General features: G+C 36.0%; 15 protein-coding genes. 4 read left to right on the top strand and 11 right to left on the bottom strand.

Translation table 11 applies throughout. From position 1 onward, the window contains the following. Positions 1–280 precede the first annotated feature (280 nt). Positions 281–478 carry a CsbD family protein gene (locus CKW03_RS08200; RefSeq protein WP_093095696.1) on the top strand — a complete coding sequence of 66 codons (198 nt, stop codon included), beginning with the start codon at positions 281–283 and terminating at the stop codon, positions 476–478. 495 nt (positions 479–973) lie between these two features. Next, positions 974–1,228 (top strand): hypothetical protein, encoded by a 255-nt coding sequence (locus tag CKW03_RS08195; RefSeq protein WP_139185419.1) that lies wholly within the window; start codon positions 974–976, stop codon positions 1,226–1,228. A 42-nt stretch (positions 1,229–1,270) separates the two neighbouring features. Here CKW03_RS08195 and CKW03_RS08190 read toward each other — a convergent pair whose 3' ends face one another. From CKW03_RS08190 to CKW03_RS08125, 11 genes are all read right to left on the bottom strand, one after another. Next, positions 1,271–3,286, bottom strand: coding sequence for a BCCT family transporter (locus tag CKW03_RS08190; RefSeq protein ID WP_093095692.1), 2,016 nt, complete (start codon positions 3,284–3,286; stop codon positions 1,271–1,273). Positions 3,287–3,520: 234 nt separating this feature from the next. Next, complete coding sequence (gene ggpS, locus CKW03_RS08185; protein WP_236736442.1) at positions 3,521–5,797, bottom strand: glucosylglycerol-phosphate synthase; 2,277 nt, start codon at positions 5,795–5,797, stop codon at positions 3,521–3,523. Further along, the gene (locus tag CKW03_RS08180) at positions 5,794–6,783 is read right to left on the bottom strand and encodes an NAD(P)H-dependent glycerol-3-phosphate dehydrogenase (protein WP_093095691.1); all 990 of its coding nucleotides are present in this window, start codon (positions 6,781–6,783) and stop codon (positions 5,794–5,796) included. The genes ggpS and CKW03_RS08180 overlap by 4 nt, the downstream gene beginning before the upstream one ends. 299 nt (positions 6,784–7,082) lie before the next feature. Next, a complete protein-coding gene (locus CKW03_RS08175; RefSeq protein WP_157739441.1) occupies positions 7,083–7,238 on the bottom strand; it encodes a hypothetical protein in 156 nt (51 codons plus the stop codon). Positions 7,239–8,606: 1,368 nt separating this feature from the next. After that, positions 8,607–9,146, bottom strand: a complete 540-nt coding sequence (locus tag CKW03_RS08165; protein ID WP_093095687.1) for a YciE/YciF ferroxidase family protein — start codon at positions 9,144–9,146, stop codon at positions 8,607–8,609. Between the two features lie 518 nt (positions 9,147–9,664). Continuing rightward, entirely contained in the window at positions 9,665–9,820 is a 156-nt protein-coding gene (locus CKW03_RS20340) for a hypothetical protein (RefSeq protein WP_157739439.1), read from the bottom strand. A gap of 984 nt (positions 9,821–10,804) precedes the next feature. Beyond that, positions 10,805–12,562 carry a RagB/SusD family nutrient uptake outer membrane protein gene (locus CKW03_RS08155; protein WP_093095684.1) on the bottom strand — a complete coding sequence of 586 codons (1,758 nt, stop codon included), beginning with the start codon at positions 12,560–12,562 and terminating at the stop codon, positions 10,805–10,807. Positions 12,563–12,572: 10 nt separating this feature from the next. After that, entirely contained in the window at positions 12,573–15,743 is a 3,171-nt protein-coding gene (locus tag CKW03_RS08150; protein ID WP_197700995.1) for a SusC/RagA family TonB-linked outer membrane protein, read from the bottom strand. Positions 15,744–15,851: 108 nt separating this feature from the next. Continuing rightward, positions 15,852–17,000, bottom strand: coding sequence for an Sb-PDE family phosphodiesterase (locus CKW03_RS08145; RefSeq protein WP_093095681.1), 1,149 nt, complete (start codon positions 16,998–17,000; stop codon positions 15,852–15,854). A gap of 1,885 nt (positions 17,001–18,885) precedes the next feature. Next, entirely contained in the window at positions 18,886–19,173 is a 288-nt protein-coding gene (locus CKW03_RS08130; RefSeq protein WP_093095676.1) for a hypothetical protein, read from the bottom strand. Between the two features lie 79 nt (positions 19,174–19,252). Continuing rightward, positions 19,253–20,122, bottom strand: a complete 870-nt coding sequence (locus CKW03_RS08125) for an AraC family transcriptional regulator (RefSeq protein WP_197700994.1) — start codon at positions 20,120–20,122, stop codon at positions 19,253–19,255. 212 nt (positions 20,123–20,334) lie between these two features. On the opposite strand from CKW03_RS08125, the gene CKW03_RS08120 reads away from it, so the two are divergent. Together CKW03_RS08120 and CKW03_RS08115 are read left to right on the top strand one after the other, a co-directional pair. Then, entirely contained in the window at positions 20,335–21,399 is a 1,065-nt protein-coding gene (locus CKW03_RS08120) for a flavin monoamine oxidase family protein (protein WP_093095675.1), read from the top strand. A gap of 453 nt (positions 21,400–21,852) precedes the next feature. After that, positions 21,853–22,449 (top strand): hypothetical protein, encoded by a 597-nt coding sequence (locus tag CKW03_RS08115; RefSeq protein ID WP_093095673.1) that lies wholly within the window; start codon positions 21,853–21,855, stop codon positions 22,447–22,449. The last annotated feature ends 4,006 nt before the right edge of the window (positions 22,450–26,455 follow it).

The following is a 26,455-nucleotide window of genomic DNA, read 5'->3' as shown; positions in this document are numbered from 1 at the left end:
TTCGCCTTTCACATCCAAATACGGCTTTGCACCTTAAAATTGGGCACTGTTACCGAATCAGGCGTCGTTTTTTGTCCTTAAATAATATTCTTGATTTTGCAGTGCTTATAAAAATTATGATAAGGGCCCTCATCTTTCAAAATGGAATAAACGTAAACTGAAAAAATTATTATTATTCGTAATCCAAAGTGGAATAAACATTATTTTTTATCTAATTTAATATTTTCGAAAACCTTATTTAATTGGATGTGTTATTTAGTTTATACTAAATTAAATATATATGGATTCTTTAGATTTAAAAGGAAAATGGAACATCCTCAAAGGTAAGGTTAAACAGAAGTATGCAGATTTAACGGATGACGATCTTCTTTATGTTGAAGGAAAAGAAGATGAACTCTATGGAAGGCTGCAGGAAAAAACGGGCAAGACCCGTGAAGAGGTAAGATCATGGTTAAACGATTTGGATAAGGAAGCATAGATAACAGTTTAGAATCTGGGAGCCTAACCTTATCAGTTAGGCTCTCTTCATTAAAACTACTTGATTTGGTTCAAGATTTAATAATATTCCTAGATTTCTTAAATCGATATCCTGCCACTAATGACAGATGCTCGATGGATACATTTTTTCCATAGAATTGGATTTCTTGAAAATTTCAAGAGTAAAATAGATTCTATCGTCAAACCCAAAGGGTAACTACATCATGGAAAATTATTTGAGAGCATTCCTAACGTATTTTTTCGATTAAAATATTTTGTGGTATTAGTGACAGGATATAATGGTACATCTAATAGAATAATTACTGGCACCCTTGTTAATTATAGAAATTTGATGTAAAATTTCATCAATTATCCTGATCAAGATCATTTTTCAATCAGTCCCAGTGCTTTAGCTTTGGGTTTGTTTTTTAAAATGCCCAGTGAACCAATTCAGTTTATGATGAGAAATCAATTTATCTTAGTTTGCCTAAAGTCAATGCTGGATGGTATTTTTGACTATTATGACATCAGCCTAACTAAAGTAGATACTAGACTCCATGCTGAAGAGAGCTGGCCAATAGGAACTGATGTTTATGTACTTTGCGGAATTTATGCCTCGCAGATCTATGTTCAAAGACTCTACATTGTCAGAGAAGCAACCGAAAACATGATCAAATTGCAGATTGAAAAACTAGCTGTTCGATTGAAAACAGAAATATCTAAGTCAAATAATCAACTCTCCCAAGGATAATTGGGAAAAGTTTGCCTTTTCCGGTCAAAGAAAAGGAAATTCCTACCTGATCCTTCTATTGGCATTGCTGCTGATGAACATTTCATTTTTTCCCTCAGAGATTATGGCCACAAATCTTTCATAATGCTTAAGGATATCAGCGATCAGTTCTTCCCTTGTGAAAAATCTCACATCATATCCCTGCCGGGCGTCCCCAAAATATGCCAAAGGAAAGTAGGCCTCCCCTTCCCCACTATCCGTAAGGTTTTCTTCACTCTGGAAATATTCAGGGACTTCCCTGGATTCACGCCTGATGCCGTAGAGGAAATTGTTGACAAGGTCATACTGAATCTCGATCTCTACGAACTTTGGTTCTGAACCCTGGGTAACCTTAGCTTCGACACCATTCTTCATGAATTCTTGCTGTAGCTCATGGATAGCTTCAGCAGCTATTTGGTTGATAAATTCATCTACATCGCTCCGGGCGTCAGCATTTACGATTTGTTTTAGCCGTTCTTTCCAGAATTTCCCCGACCACGGAACAGTCGATACCGAGAACTCTTGTTCGTAATACTTCTTATCGATCGATAGGGCCTTAACAAGGCAAACTATCATCATCAGTATGATTAACGAAAAGGGAAGTGCTGTGATCAGGGTCATGCTCTGCAGTGCCTCCAACCCTCCGGCATTCAATAAGAATAGTGCCAAAACGGCCAACAGCCCGCCCCATCCTGCAATCTGCCTTTTAGGGGAAATCTTTGCATTCTTGGTTGCGATGCTGTTCATCACGAACATTCCTGAATCTGCCGAGGTTACAAAAAAAATCATGATGATCCCTATCACCATAAAGCTGATCAATTTGGTTAATGGCAGGTATTCCAAAAACCTGAACATAAGGGAATCTGGATCAGTTGCCAGTGCGCTCAATGCACCTTCCGCAACATGGCTGTCCAGCCATATGGCACTATTGCCGAACACTGACATCCACATAAAATTGAAGATAGAAGGAAGGATAAGCACCGCAGCGATAAATTCGCGAATGGTTCTTCCTTTTGATATCTTGGCGATGAATAGGCCGACAAAAGGGGACCATGAGATCCACCAAGCCCAGTACAGGATTGTCCAATCGTAGAACCATGGCAAGGATTCTTCTTCATAAACATGGGTATTGAACGTTAGGCTGAAGAAATTATTGATGTAATTTCCAATCCCTTCCGTGAAGCTCCCTATCAGATAGACGGTCGGACCAAGAAAGAGCACGAAAACCATCAGCAAAATAACCACCCCTATATTGATGTTACTCAAGATCCTTACCCCTTTATCAACTCCTGTAGTAGCTGAAAAAACTGAAATCGATACCAGGATAACGACAATGAAAACCTGGTTGATGAAATCGGTACTAGGAACGATACCAAGGATCTCCAATCCTGAATTTACCTGGACCACCCCAAAGCCTAGGGTTGTCGTTATGCCAAAGAAAGTACTGCATAGGGCAAAAACATCGATTGCATTGCCCCAATTACCCTGGATCCTATCCTTCAATAATGGATACAGACAACTTCTTAGCGATAGGGGGAGTTTATACCTATAGGCAAAATAGGACAGTGCTAGACCGACAAGCCCATATATTGCCCAGGCGTGGATACCCCAATGGAAAAATGTATAAAGTTGGGCATTTTTAGCCGCATTGACATAACTCTTCTTGGCAAAAATCTCATTGGTATAATGTTGCATGGGTTCTGAAACACTAAAATACATCAAGCCTATTCCCATGCCTGCAGCAAAGAGCATAGATATCCATGAAAAAAATGAATAATCCGGAGAGCTGTCGTTCCTGCCCAGTTTGATGTCGCCAAATTTACTGACCATCAAAAATAAAAGGAAAAGTACAAAAATGGTTACCGACCAGACGTATACCCAATTCAGGTTTACAAAAATAAAGGCCTTAATATCATTTAGGATCTTGTTCACTGCCTCAGGGAAAATAGCTGATGCCAAACATACCCCTACAATAAATATCAAGCTTGGAATGGTGACTCCCATGCTGAGGGATGATCTGAAATTTTTCGTTTTTGACATAGACTGGTTCTATTTTTTAATCAAATTAAATTTATGCCTTTTCAGGCAATATTATCTGTTTTTTTTCTAGATCACACCATTGGTATTTTGACAAGGTTTTGAAACATGCAAATCAACCATTTTTCAAAAAACAGTACCTATTCTTCTGACACCAATGAAAAGTTAACAATAGGAGCATTCGCAATTGTACCATCATTAATTGCTCGATTTCCCTTATTACATTTTCAAATTGATCTACATTCTTTTGTTTTGATCCTTTACTTGGTTAGTGTAATTGCTCGTTTCAAGTTCCCTGACAAAATCCTCTCCCCAGTAATGAACATCATAATGTTTAATTTGTTGTAAGGACCTCTTGATCCGCAAAAGGGCTTCCTCTTCCGGCATGGTAAGGGCTTGGTGTAAGGACTCGATCATGCTTCGGCGATCATAGGGATTTGTTGGGACACAATATGGGAGTTCGACAGACGCACCAGCAAATTCAGAAAGTACCAGAACTCCCGATTGGTTCAAGATCCCCTGCGTTGCGACAAATTCCTTGGAAACAAGGTTTAGACCATCTCGCAAAGGTGTTATCCAAGCCACATCTGCCAGAGCATATTGGACAAGGACTTCTTCGAATGGAAGCGCTTGGAAGAAATATTGAATTGGAGTCCAGTCCAGAGTAGCGTACCTACCATTGATTTCTCCCACAGCCTGATTGACCTGATCCCTGATCTTGTCATAGATGCGCATGCCTTTCGATGGTGGGGTACAGACGTTTATCAGTTCGACCTTTCCCCGAAATTCGGGATATTCCTTCAGAAACTCCCCGAATGCCAATATCTTTTCCAAAGGTCCCTTCACATAATCCATCCGCTCAATTGACACAATTCGTTTCATATCTTTATTTTCTGCCTCCGCTCTGTATTTTTCGATCCGCTGCGCAATCCCTTCCTTAGTTATCAAGCTCTCAATCAACTCATAATTAACTCCAACCGGTTGTGCACCTAATCGAATAGTTCGTCCATCAACAGAGATTATTTTGGTCATCTCTTCAACACCCAACGCCATACTATAGGTAAGAAACTGCTTGGAAACATTCACCGATCTCATCCGCTTAAAAGGAGTGTGACTGCGCAGGACATCAATAAAATTCTCCACATACCTGGGGATATGGAAACTGATAAAATCACACATTAACAAGCTCCCAATGATCTCCCTTCGCCATGGAATTGTATTGAAAATATCTGCTGCGGGGAAAGCAGTGTGGTGAAAAAAACCAATTTTAAGATCTGGACGCATCATTTTTAGGAATGAAGGGACCATCCAAAGATTATACTCGTGAATCCATACCAATGCTTCAGGTTCGGCTTCTTTCGCTATCCGCTGGGCGAAAAGCTTATTTATTTTTAAATAATGAGCCCAGTCCAGGTGATTAAATTTAGCCTTATCGACAAAAGAAAAAATTGTTGGCCAAAATGCTTCCTTGGAAAACACCCTATAGAATTTATCAATGTCTTTCTGGGAAAGTGAGATAGCTGAGACATCAAGGTTAGGGTATTTATCGATATCAACCTTTTGCCTTACATCCTGATTTCCTTCCCCAAGATCCACTTCCTCACCAATCCAAATGCCGGGTCTCCCCTTTTCAAAGAGTCCTAATAAAGAAGGGATTATTCCATTGGGGCTTTGCGGGGGAACATTTTTCATGCTCCCTTCAACCATGATCTTTTCGAAAGGCAGTCGATGGTAAACCATCACCAACTGGCGATCTTTGGAAGATTGCCGAAGCAGGGGTTCTTCAATGAAATTATCAACGAAGGGGGCAAAAGATTCGATTTTTTCCATACATTCAAGAATCCCCCCAGCTCCCGGAAGACGTGCCTGATATACATTCAACAGATCTTCAGTAGCATCAAGAAGTGCGGTTTCAGACTCCCCAACAGCAACACCTAAAAATCCAGTATGGAACATGGAGAGGTCGTTCAATGTATCACCCGCAACCAAAACCTTGTTTTCTGGCACACCCAAATGAGCCACCAATTTTTTCAGTGAACTCCCTTTATTGACGCCTTTAGGAAGAATATCCAAATATTTTCCCAAGGATGTGACCACATCACAATTTCTCCCTTCAGCAATAGCGCGAACCTTAACTAAATCCGTACTTGCATCGTAATAATATGAGCAGCGTCGCTGCTGGGGGACTCTTTGATATACCAAACCGGGAATCTCTGAAAAATCCCCCTGAAGTTCATATACCGAAGGCCAATTACTTTCGATTTCATGTTGAATGGAGTCTATCGTAGTGAGTGTAGCACCCTCGCAAATAGTAGCCCCCACATCGGCAATTATAAAATGTGGTGTTGGGATCGTTGGATCGTTCAACAAAGGGATAACAGATTCCAATCCTCGCCCCGTAACGAAGACCAATTGAATATCCCTATTTCCCTTGATAATCTGATAGAGTTTTAGGCGATCTTCCATTGACCCCCCTAAAAATGTTCCATCCAAGTCAGTCGCTAATAGCATCATTTTAATTTCCCTTCCAATTCCTTAAATTTTGATCTTACGGAATGGTTTCCGTATAATATTTCATAAATAGATTCAAGGATGGGTAAACCCAATCCCTGTTCTTTCGCATAGCAAAAAAGCCCTTTAGTTGCCCAGTAGCCCTCAGCTACCATCCCTAATTTATCCATTGCTCCTTCTGCCGAATGCCCTTGGGCAACAAATTCTCCAAAACGACGATTTCGGCTGTTGTTCGAGTATGCCGTCACCAGCAAATCTCCAGCATAGGAAGAATTCAAGATCTCTCTTTGCGCATCCCTTTCAGTCCCTAGGATACATTGCATTTCGAAAAGAGCATTGCTAACGAGAACAGCCAGGAAATTATCGCCATAACCTAAACCTTTGGCCATACCGCTAGCTATACCTAATACGTTTTTATAGATAGAACCATAACCAACTCCAATTGGATCAATGTTGCTGCGCACTTTAACATAAGGTCTTTTAAACAAAACAGCTAACTTATCAGCCGTATCTGGGTTTGAGCAGGATAAGGTCAGGTAAGTTTGTTTGTTTTCTGCAATTTCTTCTGAATGGCAAGGTCCCGCAATGGTCACGATATGGGACTCTGGTAATTTCAAAGTTTGGCTCAGAAAACTGCTGGGGACTTCACAATTAGCTCCAACAGTACCTTTCATTGCGGCTAGTACAATCTTGTTTTCAAAAAGTGAACAATCTAGGTCATAACAGACCTGCTTAAGGGTGGCACTTGGAACGGCAAAAATGATAATCCTTGATTGAGCAACCACATGCCGCAGGTTTCCACTGGGAAAAACAAATATAGGATTGAGTTGAACTTGCGGAAGGTAACTAGGATTGTTTCCATTTTCCTTGACATGGTTTACCTGTTCTTTCCTTCGCAGGTACCAATATGTTGGGATCTTGTTTTCGGTTAATATTTTTACTAAAGCAGTAGCCCAACTTCCACCACCAACAACACTTATTTCAATCAAACTTTGGGGATTAATTTGCAGAATATTGGCTTAGAATTCTGCAGTTAAATAATTAATGAGCAACAAATGTATGAAATAATAAACTAATAAGCAATTTTTTTGGCAAAATACTGGGATTACATAGTTATTTATACCCAATTTAAGTTAATTGGAGGAGTTAAAAATGATACTTACTGCCCTAATTAGTTGAGGCTTCAAAATAAGCGTTTAAAATTCAATCCCAACTGAATTGCTTAAACTTCCTCATAACTTCCGCTGGATACCTTTCTAGTTTGGACAAGCTTTTTCCTTGACCGTTCTTACCTGGATAAGATCACCCCCAATTGGAACATCCTTCTGGCATTATGCTTCGCCTTCATGGAATTGATGGACTTTTCAATGAAACTCAAGCTATTCGGTCTGATGCCCTGACCTTTGAGTTCAGTTGAGATTTCCCCCTGATTCATACTTTGCATAAGGAATTCTATTATTTTATATTGGATTTCCATTATTCCATAAAGATAGAACAAGTGCTGCTATTATAGATATGATAAAAAAAATCCGGAGTAGACTTACTCCGGATACGCTTAACAAATTTATTGGCCGTGAGGTTGCCACTATAGTATTTTGGAGTTCCTAAATATATAAAAAAACAAGCTCTTCCAGCCACTCGAGGCGTTTTTTTTGCCAATTGACCTCACAATGTAGATACGTCTTAATTCAATCAATCGAACATTTCTTACATCCAGGGTTTTCAAATGACTTCATCTTCTCCATCCACGAGGATAACCCACTGAACAAAATTCAGGGAACTAAAGATTCCGTTTGCAATATAGATATCTGTTCATATTGACCAGTTCTGCTCAGAATTAAATTATTTATATAAATATCAGTTTATTGGGATTTTATCAACACTCCCAACTCCTCACTGATATGGTACCATCAGCATGGACCTCCCCTTTTAATCTTTACCCGAACAAGGGAATGAACCGCCTTCGGATATCTTCACAATTCTTAGGGTTGAATTTCTCGATCAGAGAAAGAATATTAAAAACCAAATCGAAACTGGGTAAGAAGGAAAGATTACCAAAAAAAGCCCACGGTTTGAATCTTTTCGATCATAACCATATATAGCATAGGTTAGAGAAACAAATCCGATAGTTCATTTTCTCGCCAACTTACTCCATTGCCCGTAGAGTAGATTATTGGGTTATGTTATTTCTGGAATTTCCGGATCAATGCAAAAAACATTTGGGAAATTTCAATCTTTTCTCACTCGTTCCTATATTTGACCCTAAAGCGTTTGAACTCTAACTAACGGGCCTAATGGATAGTAGCTATTGGGTTTTTTTGTGAAGAATCTTTTCATTAACTTTACTAGTCAATCATAGAGAGTTTATTCAATAATTCCCAATGGATAGGGTGAATCCATTGGGTTTTTATTTAAATCCTTAGATTTAATTCTATAGTAATTGCTCCAATTTGCTTTTCTAGCAAGAAGTCTTTGTTTTAGTCACAGTTGTCCTTATCATTCTCCATAATATCTATGGAAAAATTTGAAATGCAATTTTAAAGAATCTTAAAGGATGTAGGGTTAATGATGGTTTTAGCCAAATATTCCTGTGATAATTCATATTTGGAGAATTTTAGGTTCTGGAGATGTTTTTACCATTAGATAATTTGAAAGAAGGTTTATCAGTTATTGAAATTAACTAAAGTTTATATAAAGAATAGGAAAAAGCAATCACTTCTTAGTGAATCTAATTTTTTAAGCAGGGATGATAAATAAAAAATGCCAATCTTTCTTGATTGGCATTTTGTTAAGCACTCTAATACTATATTCTTTATTCGGCTTTGGAATTTAAGTTGGTATCGGCAATAGAGGTTAATTTTTCATCACAGGATTTTTCCTCCTTTAGGGTTGCCAAAAGCAGTTTTAACGCATCCTTATGCTGAAGGACCTTTGCGAAAGCTGCCAATGTTCCGTAAGTAGCGATTTCGTAATGCTCAACCTTCTGCGAAGCGGCAATTATTCCTGCATCACGGACAGCACCAGGCTCAGTTTCTTCCATTATGCCTTTTCCCTCTTCTAACAATCCTGCCATCGCATCACATTTCTCTGCTTTAGCTTTAACCCCGATTGACTTAAATACTTCTTCAAGCCTACTAACATGTTCCTTGGTTTCTTCCAAATGTGAAGAAATGGCAGTTTTTAGTTTTTGCGAGGTTGCATTTTTCTCCATTTTAGGTAACGCCTTTACCAATTCCTTTTCGGCCCAGTAAATATCTTTTAGACCGTCTTCAAATAGATCCTTTAAATCTTTAGCAGCATTACTTTTTGCTTTAATTTTAGTTTCTGTACTTGCTGATTTTGTTGTTGCCATAATGAAAATTTTTAGATTGTTTTAAATAAGAACAACCCTTATTTATAATAGTTCTATATTTTTTTATCTTCATTCCAAATAGAAATCCGAGCCCTAATCGAATACCTTAATCTTAGGATGAAATTGGCGTGATGGTTGTTCACGTACTCTAAAATTTTTAAGATATTTTATGACTTGGTTCAGTTTATTAAATTTGGGAAACGCTTTCGAAGTTCTCCTATTCACTATCAATTTCTGGCCTTTTGCCCGCTTGTATTTTTGTTTCCATTTTAATCCTTTCATTCATTTTTTCAATTTCGCGTTTGATAATGGCAATAGCAACATTCATTAGTTTAAAGCCTTAGAAAAATAAACATTTGATACCAACTGTTCCCAACTCCAACATTAGCTGTTAACTGGGCAATTTAGATACACCTCTGTTTTCTATTTTCCCCAGGAATTAATAAATAACAGAAAAAAACTTGGCTGAACCCAAAATTGAGTTATAAGATTATATTTTTGAACGTCACGGAAGTTATCTATAGTTTCTTTATTACATTCTTTAATTGGCTATCGTTATCCTTTAGGACTTCTTCAACATATTTAATGGCCAATTCCAATGACTTATGATCTCTTATCCATTCAGCGTGTGTCAGCACGAATTTTTCAATGTCCAATTTCAAGAGCTTTTCCATAAAATTTGCTTTTTTTACTGGACAAATGGTAGGATGAATAGGTTCTGTCTAATTTCAAAAAACCTTATCAAGCTGCAGTCCTCCCAATTGGAATTCTAGGAAATTTTTAATCTGTTCTAAGGAGCCCTTTTATTAAAATTAATGGAAAACCAAATAATTGACGGATAAAGGTCTTAAGGTATATTTGATTTTTTAATTCATAATCTATATAATTATAATTCCTGGTCTTTTTTAAAACCATTATTAAAGACATTTGTTACTGACAGAGAGATATAAACATATGAAAATTATGTTTTTGTTTAATTAGGCTCCCCAGATCGTCAAGGTTTTGGGGATTTTTTTGTATATTGGATCATCATCTTTTAGCATGATGATTATCGTTTAGAGCCTCAATTGTATTTCAGCATTCGATTGGGGCTTTTTTTTCCGAAAAAACACCTGATTGGAAGGGTTTAAGGACTTAATTAATTTATCTTCACCACATGATTCTTGAATTTTTGATTTTGTTAAGGAAACTTTCCCATAGTGCCATGGAATCCCTTTAGTAGAAAGTTAATGCATATTTGTATGAGATTCATCAACAACTCATCATAAAGGCTTTTTTTTGAGAAATTACTGTAGAATGAATTTATAAAATTTATTCATCAAATATTACAAGGAAAATAGTAGATTGAAATCCTTTAACAAAACTTGGACAATTAGGGAAACACTGATCCTTTCCCTTATCTCATAATAGTTTTTTTAGGGCTTTGTCCAAAGCAAGTTTCATCCCAATTATTACCAATGCTACCATTAAATCACATAAAAGCTATTATGTTTGACAAAGATTTCAAGTTGTAATGCGTGAAAGTTAAAACTCACTTTATCCTAATGTATATTAACGATATCAAAAATGCACTTCTATGGATTACCATGGCCTTATTAAATTAAATCGTCCTTAGAAAATCTAAGGACGATTTAATTTCAATTGTACAGTTAGGTGGATTACCATCCGGGATTTTGGCCAAGATCCGGATTTACAACTAAATCCGCATTTGATATTGGCTTCAAATATTTTTTATCATCAAACCTCCGATTCTCGTCTGCTCGCCAGATAATATGCCCTTTGGTTCCTTCAGTCAATTTCGCCGCTTTTCCATCAACAACAAAATAGGACACTCCTTGTTTTGGACTTGATGGTGTTTTGGTCACAAAGGATACATCAGGCGTTCCATTGCCATCTAGATCCATTTCTTGATCCATTCCCGGCACATAAATACCTTTCCATGGCATTTCTAATAAGGTTCCTTTTTTCCAACGCATCAGGTCATCATAACGTAAACCCTCATAAACCAATTCAATCCCTCTTTCTCTACGGACCTCCAACAAGTATTTATCAGAAATTTCCGGAAAATAAACCTGTTGCAAATAACGATCAACATCAGCAGGTGGTTTTGAACTGATTCCCGCACGCACCCGCAACGCTCCAATGGTCTCATTCCACAGGGCAGCATCACCCGATAATTTACCCAATTCTGCTGATGCTTCCGCATAATTCAGTAAGATCTCCGCATATCGCATCATCGTAATGGAATTGTACCCCTCCGTTACACCATCTAATCGCTTGTCATCCAAACTGAATTTCATAATATGGTAACCCGTAAAGGTATACCCAAAATTCGCCGGTGCTGCAGATCCATCTGAACGTTTATAACCCAATCCGCGAACCGTCTGTGATAATCGTGGATCGCGATTCTTCATCTCATCTACGAATAATAGCTCGTCATATCCTACTTGATCTGTAAAACGGCTTCCATCCACATTCAAATAGGTGTTGACAAATTGTTTGTTCAATCCCCATCTCGCACCAAATGTCGCTGAATTAAATTTCCAGGTAATTTCATGCCATCTCTTTAAAGCATTGTTATAAACATTGGACCACATGACCTCTCCTGAAACGGGATTCTCACTCGTAAATAGGGTTCGGTAATCCTTGCTTGGATTGCCGGTACTGTATAAGGTATATTGCTTTGAATCCACAAGCTCCTTGGAAGCATTCAAGGACTCTGTCAACCATTTTTCTGCCGTATTGGTCAACTTGATCTCTGGATGATATTTGCGATAGGTCCCTTCGAATAGACAAATTCTGGATTTCATCCCCAAGGCTACCCATTTTGTCATCATGGAAGAGGTATTGTCTTTCTTATCACGAATATTGGCTACCGCATAATTCAAATCCGCAAGAACAGAATCCATTACCGCATGTCTGGGATCGCGACCCTTATATAATAACTCTTTATCTTCTGTTGCCAATGGCTTTGAATACCAAGGCACATCCCCATAGTCTTTGACCATATCAAAATAAAACATGGCTCTGAACAACCGGGCAACCCCTGAATAATGCTTCCTTGCTTCTTCTGGAATGGATGGGTTATCGTATTTACTTAAGAAATAATTGATATTCCGAAGTTTCGTCCAACTCCATGCCCCTTGATCAACAGCTGAGAAATTTCCCGAGATAAATTTCGGAGAATTATTCTTGGAGGTATATTCACCCATTTCATCCGCCTGTACAATGGATAAACCAGATGGGATAAATTGTTGATAGAAGGAATTTGCATAAAGCTGTAAATCAGCCTCTGTTGTGAAATAAGTGTTTGGAACTAATTTATCAAATGGCTCACGGTCCAAGAAATCCTTGCTACATGAAGTAAATGCCAGCGCAGCCAATCCTAATATACTATATTTAATTTTTGAGTTCATGATGGTAGAATTAGAATGTTAAGTTAAGACCAAAAGTTGTTGTTTTTAATTGTGGATAGGCGTATCCCTCCCCTGAACCATTGGTTAACTCACCAATTGGCTTCTCTATAACTTCTGGGTCAAAATTCTCGGTATGTTTAAACAATCCTGAGAAAGTGAATAAGTTTTGCGCACTTGCAAAGACTTGTACATTGGCTAACTTAGTTTTCTGTAACCATTTTTGTGGCACATTATAATCAATGGTCAATGATTTTAATCGTAAATAAGAAGCATCTTGTAAATAACGAGTTTGAGGTGCACCCAATGAACGGTCAGTACCCAAAGCGGTATAACCTCTATATCTAGGGAAATAAGCATCTGGATTTTCTTCTGACCACATATCCTCCATCATTTTGGTTGGCTGGTATCCATAGGGTCTATTGTAAGGACCCCAGAACAATCCTGCTTCTGGTGAGAAATAATAATCACGCTTTGCAATCCCTTGGAAAAATGCCGATAATCCAATCCCATTCCATTTTCCTGATAAGGTAAATCCAAATTGGTAGCGCGGAGAATTATTACCAATAATTCGACGGTCTCCTGGATTATCTACTGTATTATCGCCTGAGTTTATGACACCATCCACATCTCCGTTCGGATTTGGTAAATCTGCAAATTTCAAATCTCCAGGTAACCAAACATTGTTGTTCGAGTTACGGATAAAACTTTGATCCGCATGGTTGGCAACATCTTCCTCAGATGTAAAGAAACCTAAGGTTTCATAACCCCAAATCTCACCAATCTCCTGACCTACATAGTAGTTGTTCAATAATTTTTTTGGATTGTTGAAGCGAGTAATATGGGATCTGCTATCCCATAAAGATCCATTGATTCCCCAGTTAAATGGTTTTCCGGCCAATTCAAATTGATTATTGTAATTCACCGTCAATTCCCATCCTTTTGTCGATAAGTCCGCAAAGTTTCCATAAGGAACAGCGGCACCAAAAACATTTGGCAATGGCTCACCCACGGTAAACATATCGTAGGTCATCCGGTTATACCAATCGAAAGTAAAGTTCAAGGCATTATCGAAGAACCCTAAATCTGCACCCACATTAAACGTTGTGGATCTCTCCCAGGTTAATCCAGATGGAATAACTCCTGGAATGGAAGTATAACTTGGTTGAACACCCCCTAGGATTACTCCGGTTTTGGCCACCGACATCTGTTCAAGATAACGGTATGGTGCTACGTTTCCATTTCCTAATGAACCATAGGAAGCTCTGAACTTCAAATTACTAACCAATGGTTTTGCATCTTGGAAAAACGATTCATTGGAAACAACCCATCCCGCTGATACCGAAGGGAAGAAACCAAATCGTTGGTCTTCAGGGAACTTCGAGGATCCATCATAACGACCGTTCAACTCAATCAGGTATTTGCTATCGTAGGCATAATTGAAACGGTAGAATACACCCAAATATGCCCATTCATTTCCACCTCCTGTAATATTAAAATTCAAGCCATCCATTAAATTGAAATCCGGTTTGTTCGATAAAATTATACCATCACGTTGTGAATTCAAGCTTTTTAAAGTTTGAGTTTCTACGTTGTAACCTAATAAGGCATTGATATCATGCTTATCTGCAAATTTCTTGGTATAATTTGCCGTTAAGTTTCCACCTAGATATTTTTTACGCTCGCTCAATTGTCTCAATAAGCTACGTCCAAAACGATCTATTACGCCCGGTGAATTACTATAGTTGATATAATTATTGGTTCTTTGCTCATCTTCCCAAGTTCTGGAATAGGTGAAATCGCCCTTAAGAGTCAATCCGTTAACTGGTTTGATTATCACTCCTGCAGTATTTCTCAATACAGTATTATTCAGGTCTGAAGCATTGTTCCCTTCAATAAAGGATGCTATTCCGGTATAAGCAGCAGAATGCGTAAAGGTGCCATCTGGATTATAAATTACCGCCATGGGATATCCTTGGTGCTCAAACTGCCTCCAGATATTGCCATCGCCATCAGCAAACATAGGATAGTGATAATCATAACTGCTGATTTCTGTATTGTTCTGGAAAGTCAACCAATCGGTAACTTTGATATCTCCTTTTCCACGAATATTGTACTTGTTGAACTTATCTGGATTAAAATTGAACAAACCTCCTTGATGAAAGTATCGGCCTGAAAGAAAATAAGAAGCTTTCTCTCCCCCTCCGGATACGCTCATCGCCTGTTCGGTACTCGGCATATTTTCCCTGTACACCATATTGTACCAATCGGTATTTCCAAAATACTCATAACGATTGGTCGCCTTATTGAAAACAACTTCCTCGCCTCCTGGATTCTCGGAATGCTTTTTCAAAGCTTCCAAATATTCCAATGAAAATGGATATATGTTATTTACGGAAATTGGAGTTGATTTATAATCATACCAGGCATTGAAGGCTTCATTAAAATTCTTTGCCCATTCATAACCATTGGTCACCAATTTTGGTTCTACCACCCGGTTATTCATGGAGAAGTTAGAGTTTAAGGTTACGGTTGCTTTTCCGGCTTTCGGGTTTTTCGTGGTAATCAATACCACCCCAAATGCGGCTCTAGATCCGTAAATTGCTGCCGATGAGGCATCTTTCAATACCGTTACACTTTCGATATCATTCGGGTTGATCATATTGGGGTCTCCTTCTACTCCATCAATCAACACCAATGCACTTCCCCCAGCACCAATCGAGGTTGATCCACGCACATTGAAAGTTGCTCCGCGCGTCGGACTTCCATCCACCATCTTTAGGTTTAAGTTGGGAAGTGCTCCTTGCAACATCCTACTTAAACTTGCCGCAGGACGGTTTTCAAGGACCTCTGAGGTTACCTGTGAAACGGCCCCGGTCAAATTGATCTTCTTTTGGGTTCCGTACCCGACAACTACGATCTCTTCAAGATCGTTCTTGTTGTCCAGCTGTATAACCACATTGTTCAAATCACCAGAAACCTGTTGGGTTTTGGTGGTAAACCCGACAAATGAGACAACCAAAGTCACATTGGATTTACTACTTTCCAAGGTAAATTGACCATTCTTATCCGTCGCTGTAGCACGATTGCTGCCTTGAATAGCAACCGTCGCGCTTTCAATTGGATTTCCACTCCCATCAACTACCCTCCCCGAAATAGTTTGCTGAAAATCAACTGAATTCATTAACTCAGTCCTCAATTTTGAAGCCGAGCTTTGGATTGGTAAGGACAAAACAGTCCCCGCCAATAGAAATATTGGTATGTAAGATTTCATAAAATTAGAATTCGCTTTTTACTTTAAATTGATGTCAAATTGTAAATGCTTATCGCTCCGAATAAATGTTGATATTATTTCATAGGTTAAATTCGATTGCCCTGCTTCGGCAGTCAAGATTTGAGTGGATTCTGGATATAAAACCAATCTCTTGGTGCCAGTCCCTCCTTTTAATTCCAACTCAAAATATAGATCACTATTGTTCTTAACTTCGTAATATTTGGTTCTTACCTTGGTTTTTACATTGGTTTTCTCATGGTAGGCTGGAGAAACTGAAATCGATGCTTTTACTAGATCTCTAACATTTTCTTCCTTTCCAAACAGGTAATTACTTGACCAGACTACCGTCCTACCAGCTTCCAATGCTTCGCGGATTCCGGCAGCTGTACGATCTTTCGCCATGACCAGTGTCATCGTTCTATGCACCCCCTGTTTCTCGATGTTATAATCATGAGCAATCAGGTTATGGATATCCGTATTTCCAATAATGGTTAAATTACGGTCCAAAGCCCAATCCAATGCTTTCTTATGAAAACCTAAGCCATTCACCACCTCAATTCCATGCAGCTTTTTCTCCTGATACATCTTTTCTACAAAATCAATCCATTCATAGGATCCAGGAATTGCTGTAGCTTTCCATCCAGGGTGATTCCAGAAAATAAATGCTTTTTGGACGTAAGCCTTGTAGATTGCTTCCTGATCTAAATTGGAATTGTTATCTGATACTAATTCGTTTGCATCTTGAATAAACAAAGCGTTAAAATGTCCTGGAGGCGTTTGTCTTGTCACTTCCGTTCCTTTGACCAAAACAATATTATTCTCCTTAGCCAGTTCAACAGCTAAGTCATGCGAACGATTGTGGTCTACCTTTACATCCGCACTGTGGGGGTTATATTCCATATGCTCGGTATATGAAATAGCATCCAACCCTTCACGCCAGGCTTCTTGAATTCTCACATTTGGCCATACATGACCATCGGTAAATACCGTATGCATGTGAAAATCACATTTCAATACTTGATAGCCATTGACATCGGGAATAATTAGATTTTCCCGTTTTACTGGATATGCGAATTCTGTTAAACGCATAATGCCATCATCAGTCTGTGCTTGTAATAAGCTAACCGAAAAAAAGAAGATTCCAATTAAGGATAATTTCATTTTCATAGTACACACTATTAGGTTGATTTATAACGGCAAAAGTAATTACGGTTTATTAATACAATATTAAGAACATGTTTACGATTGATTAATAAAAAAAGATTTTTTAAACAAAAAAGTGAATTTTTAAAGCATTTAATCAATAAATAAAAATAAAACTTAATTGTTTTTTATTTACAATCATAAATTGAATTTAACTATTACCGATAAATCGAAATAATCAGCATTAAGGAAGAAAAAGAATTAGGACATTTTTCCGTACAGATAAATTATATCTGTTAGAATTTTAGGAGGAGTTAAATATGGTTTTTAATAAATACCAATCCATAGGGATTTATTAACCCAAATAAAAGAAAGATACTCTTTCCAATATTTTATATCAATATAGCTTGGTAAATGCAAGCCAACTCCTTGAAAATATCTATTTAATTATGCTATTTTTTTTTGTAGTATTGAGATAGTTCAAAATAGGTTGAATCCACAACTACCATTGTGTCATATTCAAGAAAAATACTAAACATATTTCCGAGAGTTATGTTCAAGAGTTCATTGGTATCTTCAATATAGTCTGGAGTGGTGATTTTCCTAACGGATTTATGCAGTACATTCAAATTTTCAAATTTATTAGCTTTAAAAAATACTTTAAATAATTATTTAACTGAGCTAAAGCAAATATTATTTCACAACGAGGGGATATTTTTAAAAATTTATTCTAAAAAAAGAGTATTTTATCCGATATTGTTCAGGATTTGTTAAACCGAATAACTTTAAGATGTACAGTAATTTAACCAACATCGATTAATTGATACTGTAATAGCTATAATACTTATATAAAGGGATGTATTAATGACGTTAAAGTAACTTGGTTTGAAAAATAATTAAATTTTGCGTTAAATATAGATTGTGGAACCATCTTACTGGAAAAAGATAATTGAGGAATTAAAAACTTCCTACAAGAAATTTGAAAGGGTTTATATTGATGAAATTGAAGAGGAGGATTATAAAGATCCGCTCACATCAATCATATTTGATTTTTTCAAAATATCCTTTACGGTTATGTTGATGATTCTAGCATTTTTATTGTCATAGGAAGGAATAAAGCATGAGTACCAAACCAACTATTGATTTCTTAACCAGGGTTAAGGAAATGTTAAAAAAGATTAAGGAAACACTGTTAAAAGAGGGAGCTAATTTAGAGCCAGAAAGTAGGTTTATTAGAAGATTATTTTACCTTTTTGAAATAGTTACCATTTTTGCGATGTTTTCTTGCTTTTTTCTTCTATTTAAATGTAGTATTTAGAGCTGAATATGATTGATTATCATAAATATGATATTTTATCAATGAGTAATTGGAAATCCTAAAATTGCTAACAATTTAAAGCACATTTGATTGCAAATAAAATCCCCCATTAATGAAATGCTAAAAATCACTGTTTGATTCCACCAGTTAACGCCAAATACTTGGTACCTTTCTCTAAAACTTACTGCATACAATGATAGTTCCTTTTACGTTTTAAAGAAGATATTCAAATTTAACTTCAAGATAAAAACACAAAGTCTTCAGGCTTATTGGAAAAAGTGAATTGGTTAACATAAAAAAGTGACAACCTTTATTCAAGATTAAAAATCCGATAGTAAAAAATAACGGTTGGTCCCTGGCCATGCGCCGCCCAGAAACATTTTTATCTTCTCCTCGCCTACTTGGATTAATGCCTAGCTCCGTGAAGATAACACATATAGTTTTTTTGAAATGGAAAATTTCCCAGCAATTCAGCCTTGTGTGCCGAACTCAAAAATCAACATTTCATTTTAATTGTCTTCATCATTATATACTTTATGAATAATCAACAATCGAAAGGGCCTGAAGGACCATTCCTTCCAGTACTAAATATTAAGATACACTATAAATCTTAATGTTCGGCTTGCCCTTTATGTATGGTTTCAGGGAGGTAACCACATTTTTTTTAAAAAGGTTGCTCATCAGGTATTCCTGAGCGTCTTCTACACACTCAAAACCGTGCAACAGCAGCACATCGTCGATATGGTATAATAGTTCTTTCGACAGAGCACCTTTTATTGTCTCTAGAAAGGGATGTTTATACAGGCAATAAACTGCCGCTGCACCCGCTAAATCCATACCGACAATCGTAAGTGTAATCACTAAATATGCCGTTGCCATAGGTGTAAAATTTTGGTTAACAAAAGTCTTTGATTTACAGCTTTTAAACAATGAGCAAATAGAAAAACAAATGGTAATTTTAAGAAATGGACTTTCTAAAATCTTTCGGTGAAACACCTGTATATTTTTTAAAATATTTTACAAAATAAGAGGCATCTTCAAAGCCTAAACGGTAAGCCACCTGATTGACATTGGAGTTGGAATACAATAATAGACGCTGAGCTTCCAAAATAATTCGCTCCTGAACCATTTGGGAAGGAGTTTTATGGAGCTGTTGGTGGGTGAGGTCGGACAGACTCCTCGAAGAGATATGCAATGAACTGGCATACTCGGCAATGGTATATCCTTTTTTATAGTTTTCGTCTATCAGATTGATGAACCTCATAAGCACCAATCTTTTGTCGTTGAAAGTTGGAGACCAGACCTCAGAGCCCTGTTCAAAAATGTTCTTCTTGCGCTGTACCTGAATAAGGAATGATTTGAGGTAGCTGCCCAAAATCAATTCCTTGCCAAATGTTTCTTCATTGTTCAATTCATCCTTTATCTGTGAAACATACCTATCCAAGGTATCGACGATCCCCGTACTGACGTTTAAAGAGGATTGATGGAGGGAATTATTAAATAAATTGAAATGCAGGAAAAAATCTAATGGGCTTTGTTCCTGTAACAGGAATAACCGGTTAAAATGAAATAGCACACCTTCATAATCGTAATTTTCATCAAAGTGATGCACCTGATTGGGTCCAACGAAAAAAATCGAATTATCAAAAACATCGTAGGTCTTGAAATCGACAGAATGTTTCCCTTTTCCTTTTTTAAACCATATGACCTGATAAAAGCTGTGAATGTGCGGTCTTACTACTTGGCATTGATTTTCCATTAAATGTGCCTTCAGATCATATAAAGCAAACTGTGGACATTCAGGCTTGTGCCTATAGATGATATTCATTGATTATGTTCGACTTTTCTTTTGCCATAGACACTCAACTGAGAACACTGTACCTTTTTGCTAATTTACAAATTTGGTGTATACTCCAAATCCACCAGTATATAGATTCGCTTTTTTTTCCTATATGTTCCATTATTTTTCCGATTTGTCCACTGATATCAAAGGGATAAAAATGGAAATTTGAAGGTTAAAATCAAAAACGGTTCCATAAGATGAATGAAAAGCAACGTATTGTTATCATAGAAGGTGGATTGAGTGGGTTAACTTTGGCTTACCTGCTAACAAAAAGGAATATAGATTTCATTATTTTGGAAGCATCTTCCAGACTTGGCGGAAGGATACAGACCGTCACAGGAACCTTACAGACTCCTTTGGAATTGGGCGCAACCTGGTTCTCCGACCTGCATTCGAATCTTCTGTTTTTAATAAATGAATTGGGACTCCGAAAATACCCACAGTTCTCAAAAGGTTTAACATTGTTTCAGACCAAATCGTTTGAACAACCACAGAAATTCTATATCCCCGAGGCTGAAAAACCATCTTACCGTTTAACCGGGGGCACGCAAATGTTGATCGATACTTTGGGAGCTAAGCTACCCCAAGACCGTATTTTTTTGAATTGTAAGATCAGATCGATAAAACAAACAGGAGAAGGTATGATGCTTGAAAATGATATGGGCAAAGAAATAGAGGCTGACAAAGTCATCCTGTGCATTCCTCCACAGTTAGTATCTAATATAATGTTTTCACCATTGTTACCTGAAGAACTCACGGCCCTTCTTCCCAACTTACAAACCTGGATGGCAGGATCAATAAAGTTCACATTGGAATATGACCAACCTTTTTGGCGGAACCAGGGATATTCAGGAATGCTGTACAGCCATGCAGGTATCATTACTGAAATGTACGACCATACCAATTTTGAAGAGGATAGATTTGGCTTTACGGGTTTTCTAAACACAGGGGCTTCAGCTTACATGCCCAAAGTGAGAAAAGGGCTTGTTTTACAACAATTAGGCGAATTGATTGGGAAAAAGGCTCTCACCCCAACTGCTTATTTTGATAAGGTCTGGTCAGATGAATTTATATTGACTGGTAATCTGACAATCCAACGTCCGCATCAAGATAACGGGCATCCGCTGTTACATCACAGTTATATGAAGGGTAATTTGTACCTCGCAGCAAGTGAAACGGCAACCCAATATCCTGGTTATATGGAGGGGGCGGTTATTGCGGCTCGATCAGTATCCGAAAAACTGATTGAATTTATAACCTAGCGATTTTTGATCATTAATTAAAATATCTATTCAAAGTTTCAGTGGAACGTTTGATAGGGAACTCTTTTCAGTAACCAACCAAATTACACCATTAAATTTAATGTGAATCCGCACAGCAAAGTTTTATAGAAAATAATATCCTTATCAAAAAATGTCTTGGTTAATTAATTGGTGGTTATTTCAAGTATCGTCGTCCGAAAATCATATCGTTTTTTTTTTATTTGAAGAAATCTGGTCATGAAAGAAAAAAACTCCTAAATGTTTTATGTATTGAAAGAATTTATCCTAGGGATGAATAATGTTACAGCAGAAATGTTGTTCGCCAGCCAAAAAACATTCTGCTATTTTTTGCTTTAAGTAGCAATTAAACAAAAATATAACCAAAGAATTATACCGCCATATTTGCCTTTAACCAAATTACTATATATTTTCGAACCATACTTAAATCATTATATGAAACTTCTATTAGTTCATTTATTTATTCTATATCCCTTTGTGGTTTTGGGCCAATCCGAAACCTCAAACATTATTATGAAAACGGAGTACGGTTCAAAGAATAAAGAATTGAGAGAACTCTTGCGTTTTGAAAATATTGACCATTATAATGTGGTTTTCTCTGGGAAGGAGCTAAAGGGAAGAAATTTTTCCTTGATTTCAAAAACATATTTGGATGGTGTTAACACAAATATAGATACGATCGTGAACTCTAAGCAGACCGGAGATCCGAGGATCGCCTCTGATAGTCTCAGTTTTTCAGTTACCGGAAAGAAGATGGAGGGAAGGCTTAAGGTATTTTTTAAATTCCAAGGCCAAGGAAATGAAAGGTATTTTGAGGCTATTCAGTCTGATGATTATTCTATGCGTGACATTGGCGTGGATTGGAAAATAAAAGTAGGTGATCCATTCCCTGCTTTTGCATATATTTTACCCTATGAAAGAAATGGCCAAAAGATGTACTGTGAAGTGGATAAACACGGAAAAGATATAAACTCATGGGGAGCAAAATTTGGTATTAAGCATTATATAATCTTTGAGATTAAATTTGATTAAAATTTCTAAAAAGTATAACCTCATTAGCAAGATCTAGCAAGCTACAGAATTCAATAATGTTTATTTCGCAATTCATCAGTATTACCACTGAACTGAATTCTTACTTACATAAGGAATAACATGTGAAATTTAACGATATAAAACATCTCCTCAACCCAAGGTCTTGTTTTCCTGCTCATATGCTTAGATTTTATGAGTAAACCTTTTCAGTTCGATTTTGAACTCTATTTAGACCGTGGTGGCAGTGGTAATTTTACAAATCGCTTCAATCAATACTTTTCTCTTTTAAACCTGATGGACACGCAAAGAATGGTCCTAATCCCTATTCATTTCCAATCTCCTTCAAATGATTGATCTATTAGACCTTAACCAATGATAAGCGATTGTAGAAAGATCAATCAAAGGAAAATAGTATGCCAAACAAAATAAAATTTGAACTTTTTTCATACATAGTACAGAAACTTTAGTCTTTAAATTTCTTTAATACAATTAATACATTCGAATATGAATAAAGTTATTGATGGATCATGGACGTGGATGATTCCAGATTTCAAAAACTTAATAATATTCACATATTATAATAGTTTCACTTTGATAAAAAAATAAGAAAAAACTTATTTATATTTAAATGTTCATAAAGTAACATTGTTCAAATATTAAAAGCCCTGATTTGAATTTTCAGGGTTTTTACTTATATTTAAGTTCTCTTTGTACAACCATTAAAGGAAAATCAAAAAAAACCTAACGGATTAGCCTCATGTTAGGTTTTTTTATTTTCCGATCTAAATTACCAAAAATGATTCCACTGTTTCATTTTAAAACTTATATTAAACGGATGTTGGAATAAATGGTTTTGTATTTTTCAAGGATTTGCTTATCCGACCGCGATCAATACACTGTATTATTAAATATTGGTTTTGAATTGTAATCCTAATAAAATTCCTAAAATATCATCATTTACCTCTTGAATTGATTTGCTGAAAGCGTATTTTTGATATGCACAAATAATTCTATTCCTTACTCTTCAGATTGTTTTAATTTTCTTTCCTTTTTAGGGTAATTTGAAAATGATTTTTTTCGTATCCAATATAAAATATTCCCGATTTTCCTGTTTTTTTAATCTCAAAATTGAAATTTTGAATATTCCCAATACCTTTTTGGGAATAGGTTATCCAATAGATGTTCGCTCGTAATTTTCTTGAATTGAATTGCAGGATTTTATACAATCATTAATTATGAATAAACCATAATATCCCAAAACACAAGTCATATACAATAAGAATCCTGTGATTATTCCTATTAGTTTTCAAAAATCACAGAATTGTATTTGAGATATATTTACCTGAGAGAAATTATCCTTTAAAAACAACTTATCCTAGTATTCAGCTTGTTCAATATATTGGATTGGTATTATTAAGGTTTTCTAATATTATTTTTGATTTTTCAAATGCTTGATCCATCAGAGAGTCTCTCATATCAATTTCCTTTCTCAATTGATCTGTTTTTTTTATCAAAAATACATTTAGTCCAATGGAAATCAGTAGAAAGAGTAATAGTGCAAAGGCAGCAAAAATGAGGTTTTGTTTCATCCTAATATGCCACCAAATTAATATTTTTTCACTACTTGTCCAAAATAGTTATCGACATAGGCTCTCTTGATCAAAGACAAAAGTTAAAACTTCCCTTTCCATGTCCTCATAAGAATTAAATTTTTTCAACAGAAGCTAGAAAAAACAATAATTATTTTCAAGGCTAATGGTGGTGACTCCACTTTACCACAATTTATTAAGTTTAAATGGATATGGAAACAAACGTCATTCTAATTCATTCAGTAATTTGGAAAAATTGTTCAGGAAGGATTTTCCCACATTTGCTAACTTTATAATTTACAGATAACAAAATAAACGCCTTCCTTATCACGAAATTTCATTGCTCGGAATTCTGTATGCCGTGAAATTTCAATGATCATATTTTCAAGAACATTAGGATCCAAAATGCTATTTATTTCATTTGACCTGAACCTGAAATTTCTTTCTGCATATCTCTTCTCGTAGAATTCTGTAAGGAATTCTATTTTATCTTTTTTTGTTCCATTGACAAACATTTGGATGAAATTTAATTCAATTTTAAATAATAAAAACGATAATTACGCGCTTAATATTTGCTTAATTGTAAGATTAAATCCATAATAAGTATCCCCTAAATTTTAAAGAAAAATTTTCACTCGAAGATGAAATACGTGAGAAAAGAAATATTGGATTTAACAATAATCATAACGACTAAAAGCCAAAAAATGACATTCAAGGAATTTCCCAATGGACATTAAAATCAAATCCTATGTTAATCCTCATAATTTGTGACCAATTTTCTTGTAATTTATAAAACCTGTCGACAAATGGACAGAACTCGGTAAAAATTGATAAAAATTTAGAAATTAACCTCGTCACATTGCATAGAAGGTGTGTATACCGTCTGTTAGTTTCGGGTCTTTCCAAAGCGTCCATAAATAACTGCTCCGTTTGGATTCTATCAGTTTATTTCAATTTTACCTTCGAAATTCCTTTCCTAAAATTTCATGGATCTCTATTATTTTTTCTTTTCAAGGTCAATTTCTGAATAATTCACCCAATGGACCTCAATTGTTGAGATTTTTCTATTTGCAACATTCACATTACCGTGATTTATTTCCCATATTATTTGATACATTTATAAAAATGCTTTAAAAAGCGAATATTAAAATAAATTAGGTCCAGATCTTCCGCCGGAATGTTCTGGTTTTAAATTTATTCCATAATTTATGCACTTTTAATGTATCATAAAATGTAGTATGTTTTTTAGTTTGGCCCATTGGGAAAATTTCAATGGGCTTTTTTAGTTTCATTGCCTAATTTGATCTCTATTAAGGTTTTGTCCAGAAGCCTCCACAATGTACAATATATATTATTGGACTCTTTGATCTCTATTGTTTTTGCTTCTCTTAAATTGTCTTCCAAAAAATAGCTTGTTGATAATCATTCCCAATGAATTGGATGAATCCATTGGGATTTTTATGTGTACATCTGATCAGGGATCCTTTTATTTTTAATCTTACAACAGACCCCTCTACTATATTCTAAAAGCTCAATGCCGTGGATACGGTTGTTTTTTTCATTGGATGATTATTTCCGGTAACTTTTTATTTTTAATTCTATTTACTCCAAATCTCTTCTATCATTTTGTTCTTAATATTTCCGTCGAAAATTTCAAGAAGGAATGAAAGAGAAAAATTCGTATTCTATATACTATTCGATAATGACAACAAAGTATTCGTCCAAATATTAATTCACATTTCTATATGCCATTCATCACATTTTAATTTAGATAAAGGTTAATTAGATTTAAACAGACTGTCTTTTTTATTTTCCAGATTGGACAATCGGTATTTACTTTCTTTTAGTCTATTATTATATTTCAACCAGCTGAATAATTACCTATACGGACCATTCTTACGTAATATTCAACTTCTGCAAAGCCGAATTATTAAAATCTCTTTATCAAGCCTAATTATTATATTACATATCGGTTTATTTACAATCCTGACTAGAACAAACGTTATTGCATGGGATATATATAATTGGTACCTTTAAGCTCCTTAATTCTACAATAATTGGTTTGTGCCCAATGGCGTCCCCCGCTATTGGGCATTGTTTTATTTATAAGTTAATTAGTAATTTTAAGTAACTCATAAAAGTCAGCACCCAATCTTCACAGTGGAGGGATCACCGCTGGTTTTTTGTTTCACCAAGATTTTTTTCAAGAAAAAAAACAGGTTACAGATTATCTCATAATATCACAGATAGTAAAATTAGATTTTTACCCAATAGCATTTCCCGCTATTGAATTTTATTTTTATTTGTTATCTTTAAGTATTAATTCTACAATAGATCGGTTTGTGCCCAACTGCTTTTGCTTTTGGGCTTTTTATTCAAATTATTTCTCCTAGCTTTATTGTATAATCATAAATACA

The sequence above is a fragment of the Sphingobacterium mizutaii genome, assembly GCF_900187125.1.
GTDB lineage: Bacteria > Bacteroidota > Bacteroidia > Sphingobacteriales > Sphingobacteriaceae > Sphingobacterium > Sphingobacterium mizutaii.
The sequence above is the reverse complement of the archived record's forward strand: the minus strand, read 5'-3'. Positions and strand labels throughout refer to the sequence as shown.

Coding starts and splice junctions, on each gene's coding strand:
- CKW03_RS08200 (WP_093095696.1), top strand. CDS start 281: ATGGATTCTTTAGATTTAAAAGGAAAATGGAACATCCTCAAAGGTAAG.
- CKW03_RS08195 (WP_139185419.1), top strand. CDS start 974: ATGCTGGATGGTATTTTTGACTATTATGACATCAGCCTAACTAAAGTA.
- CKW03_RS08190 (WP_093095692.1), bottom strand. CDS start 3,286: ATGTCAAAAACGAAAAATTTCAGATCATCCCTCAGCATGGGAGTCACC.
- ggpS (WP_236736442.1), bottom strand. CDS start 5,797: ATGATGCTATTAGCGACTGACTTGGATGGAACATTTTTAGGGGGGTCA.
- CKW03_RS08175 (WP_157739441.1), bottom strand. CDS start 7,238: ATGCAAAGTATGAATCAGGGGGAAATCTCAACTGAACTCAAAGGTCAG.
- CKW03_RS08165 (WP_093095687.1), bottom strand. CDS start 9,146: ATGGCAACAACAAAATCAGCAAGTACAGAAACTAAAATTAAAGCAAAA.
- CKW03_RS20340 (WP_157739439.1), bottom strand. CDS start 9,820: ATGGAAAAGCTCTTGAAATTGGACATTGAAAAATTCGTGCTGACACAC.
- CKW03_RS08155 (WP_093095684.1), bottom strand. CDS start 12,562: ATGAACTCAAAAATTAAATATAGTATATTAGGATTGGCTGCGCTGGCA.
- CKW03_RS08150 (WP_197700995.1), bottom strand. CDS start 15,743: ATGAATTCAGTTGATTTTCAGCAAACTATTTCGGGGAGGGTAGTTGAT.
- CKW03_RS08145 (WP_093095681.1), bottom strand. CDS start 17,000: ATGAAAATGAAATTATCCTTAATTGGAATCTTCTTTTTTTCGGTTAGC.
- CKW03_RS08130 (WP_093095676.1), bottom strand. CDS start 19,173: ATGGCAACGGCATATTTAGTGATTACACTTACGATTGTCGGTATGGAT.
- CKW03_RS08125 (WP_197700994.1), bottom strand. CDS start 20,122: ATGAATATCATCTATAGGCACAAGCCTGAATGTCCACAGTTTGCTTTA.
- CKW03_RS08120 (WP_093095675.1), top strand. CDS start 20,335: ATGAATGAAAAGCAACGTATTGTTATCATAGAAGGTGGATTGAGTGGG.
- CKW03_RS08115 (WP_093095673.1), top strand. CDS start 21,853: ATGAAACTTCTATTAGTTCATTTATTTATTCTATATCCCTTTGTGGTT.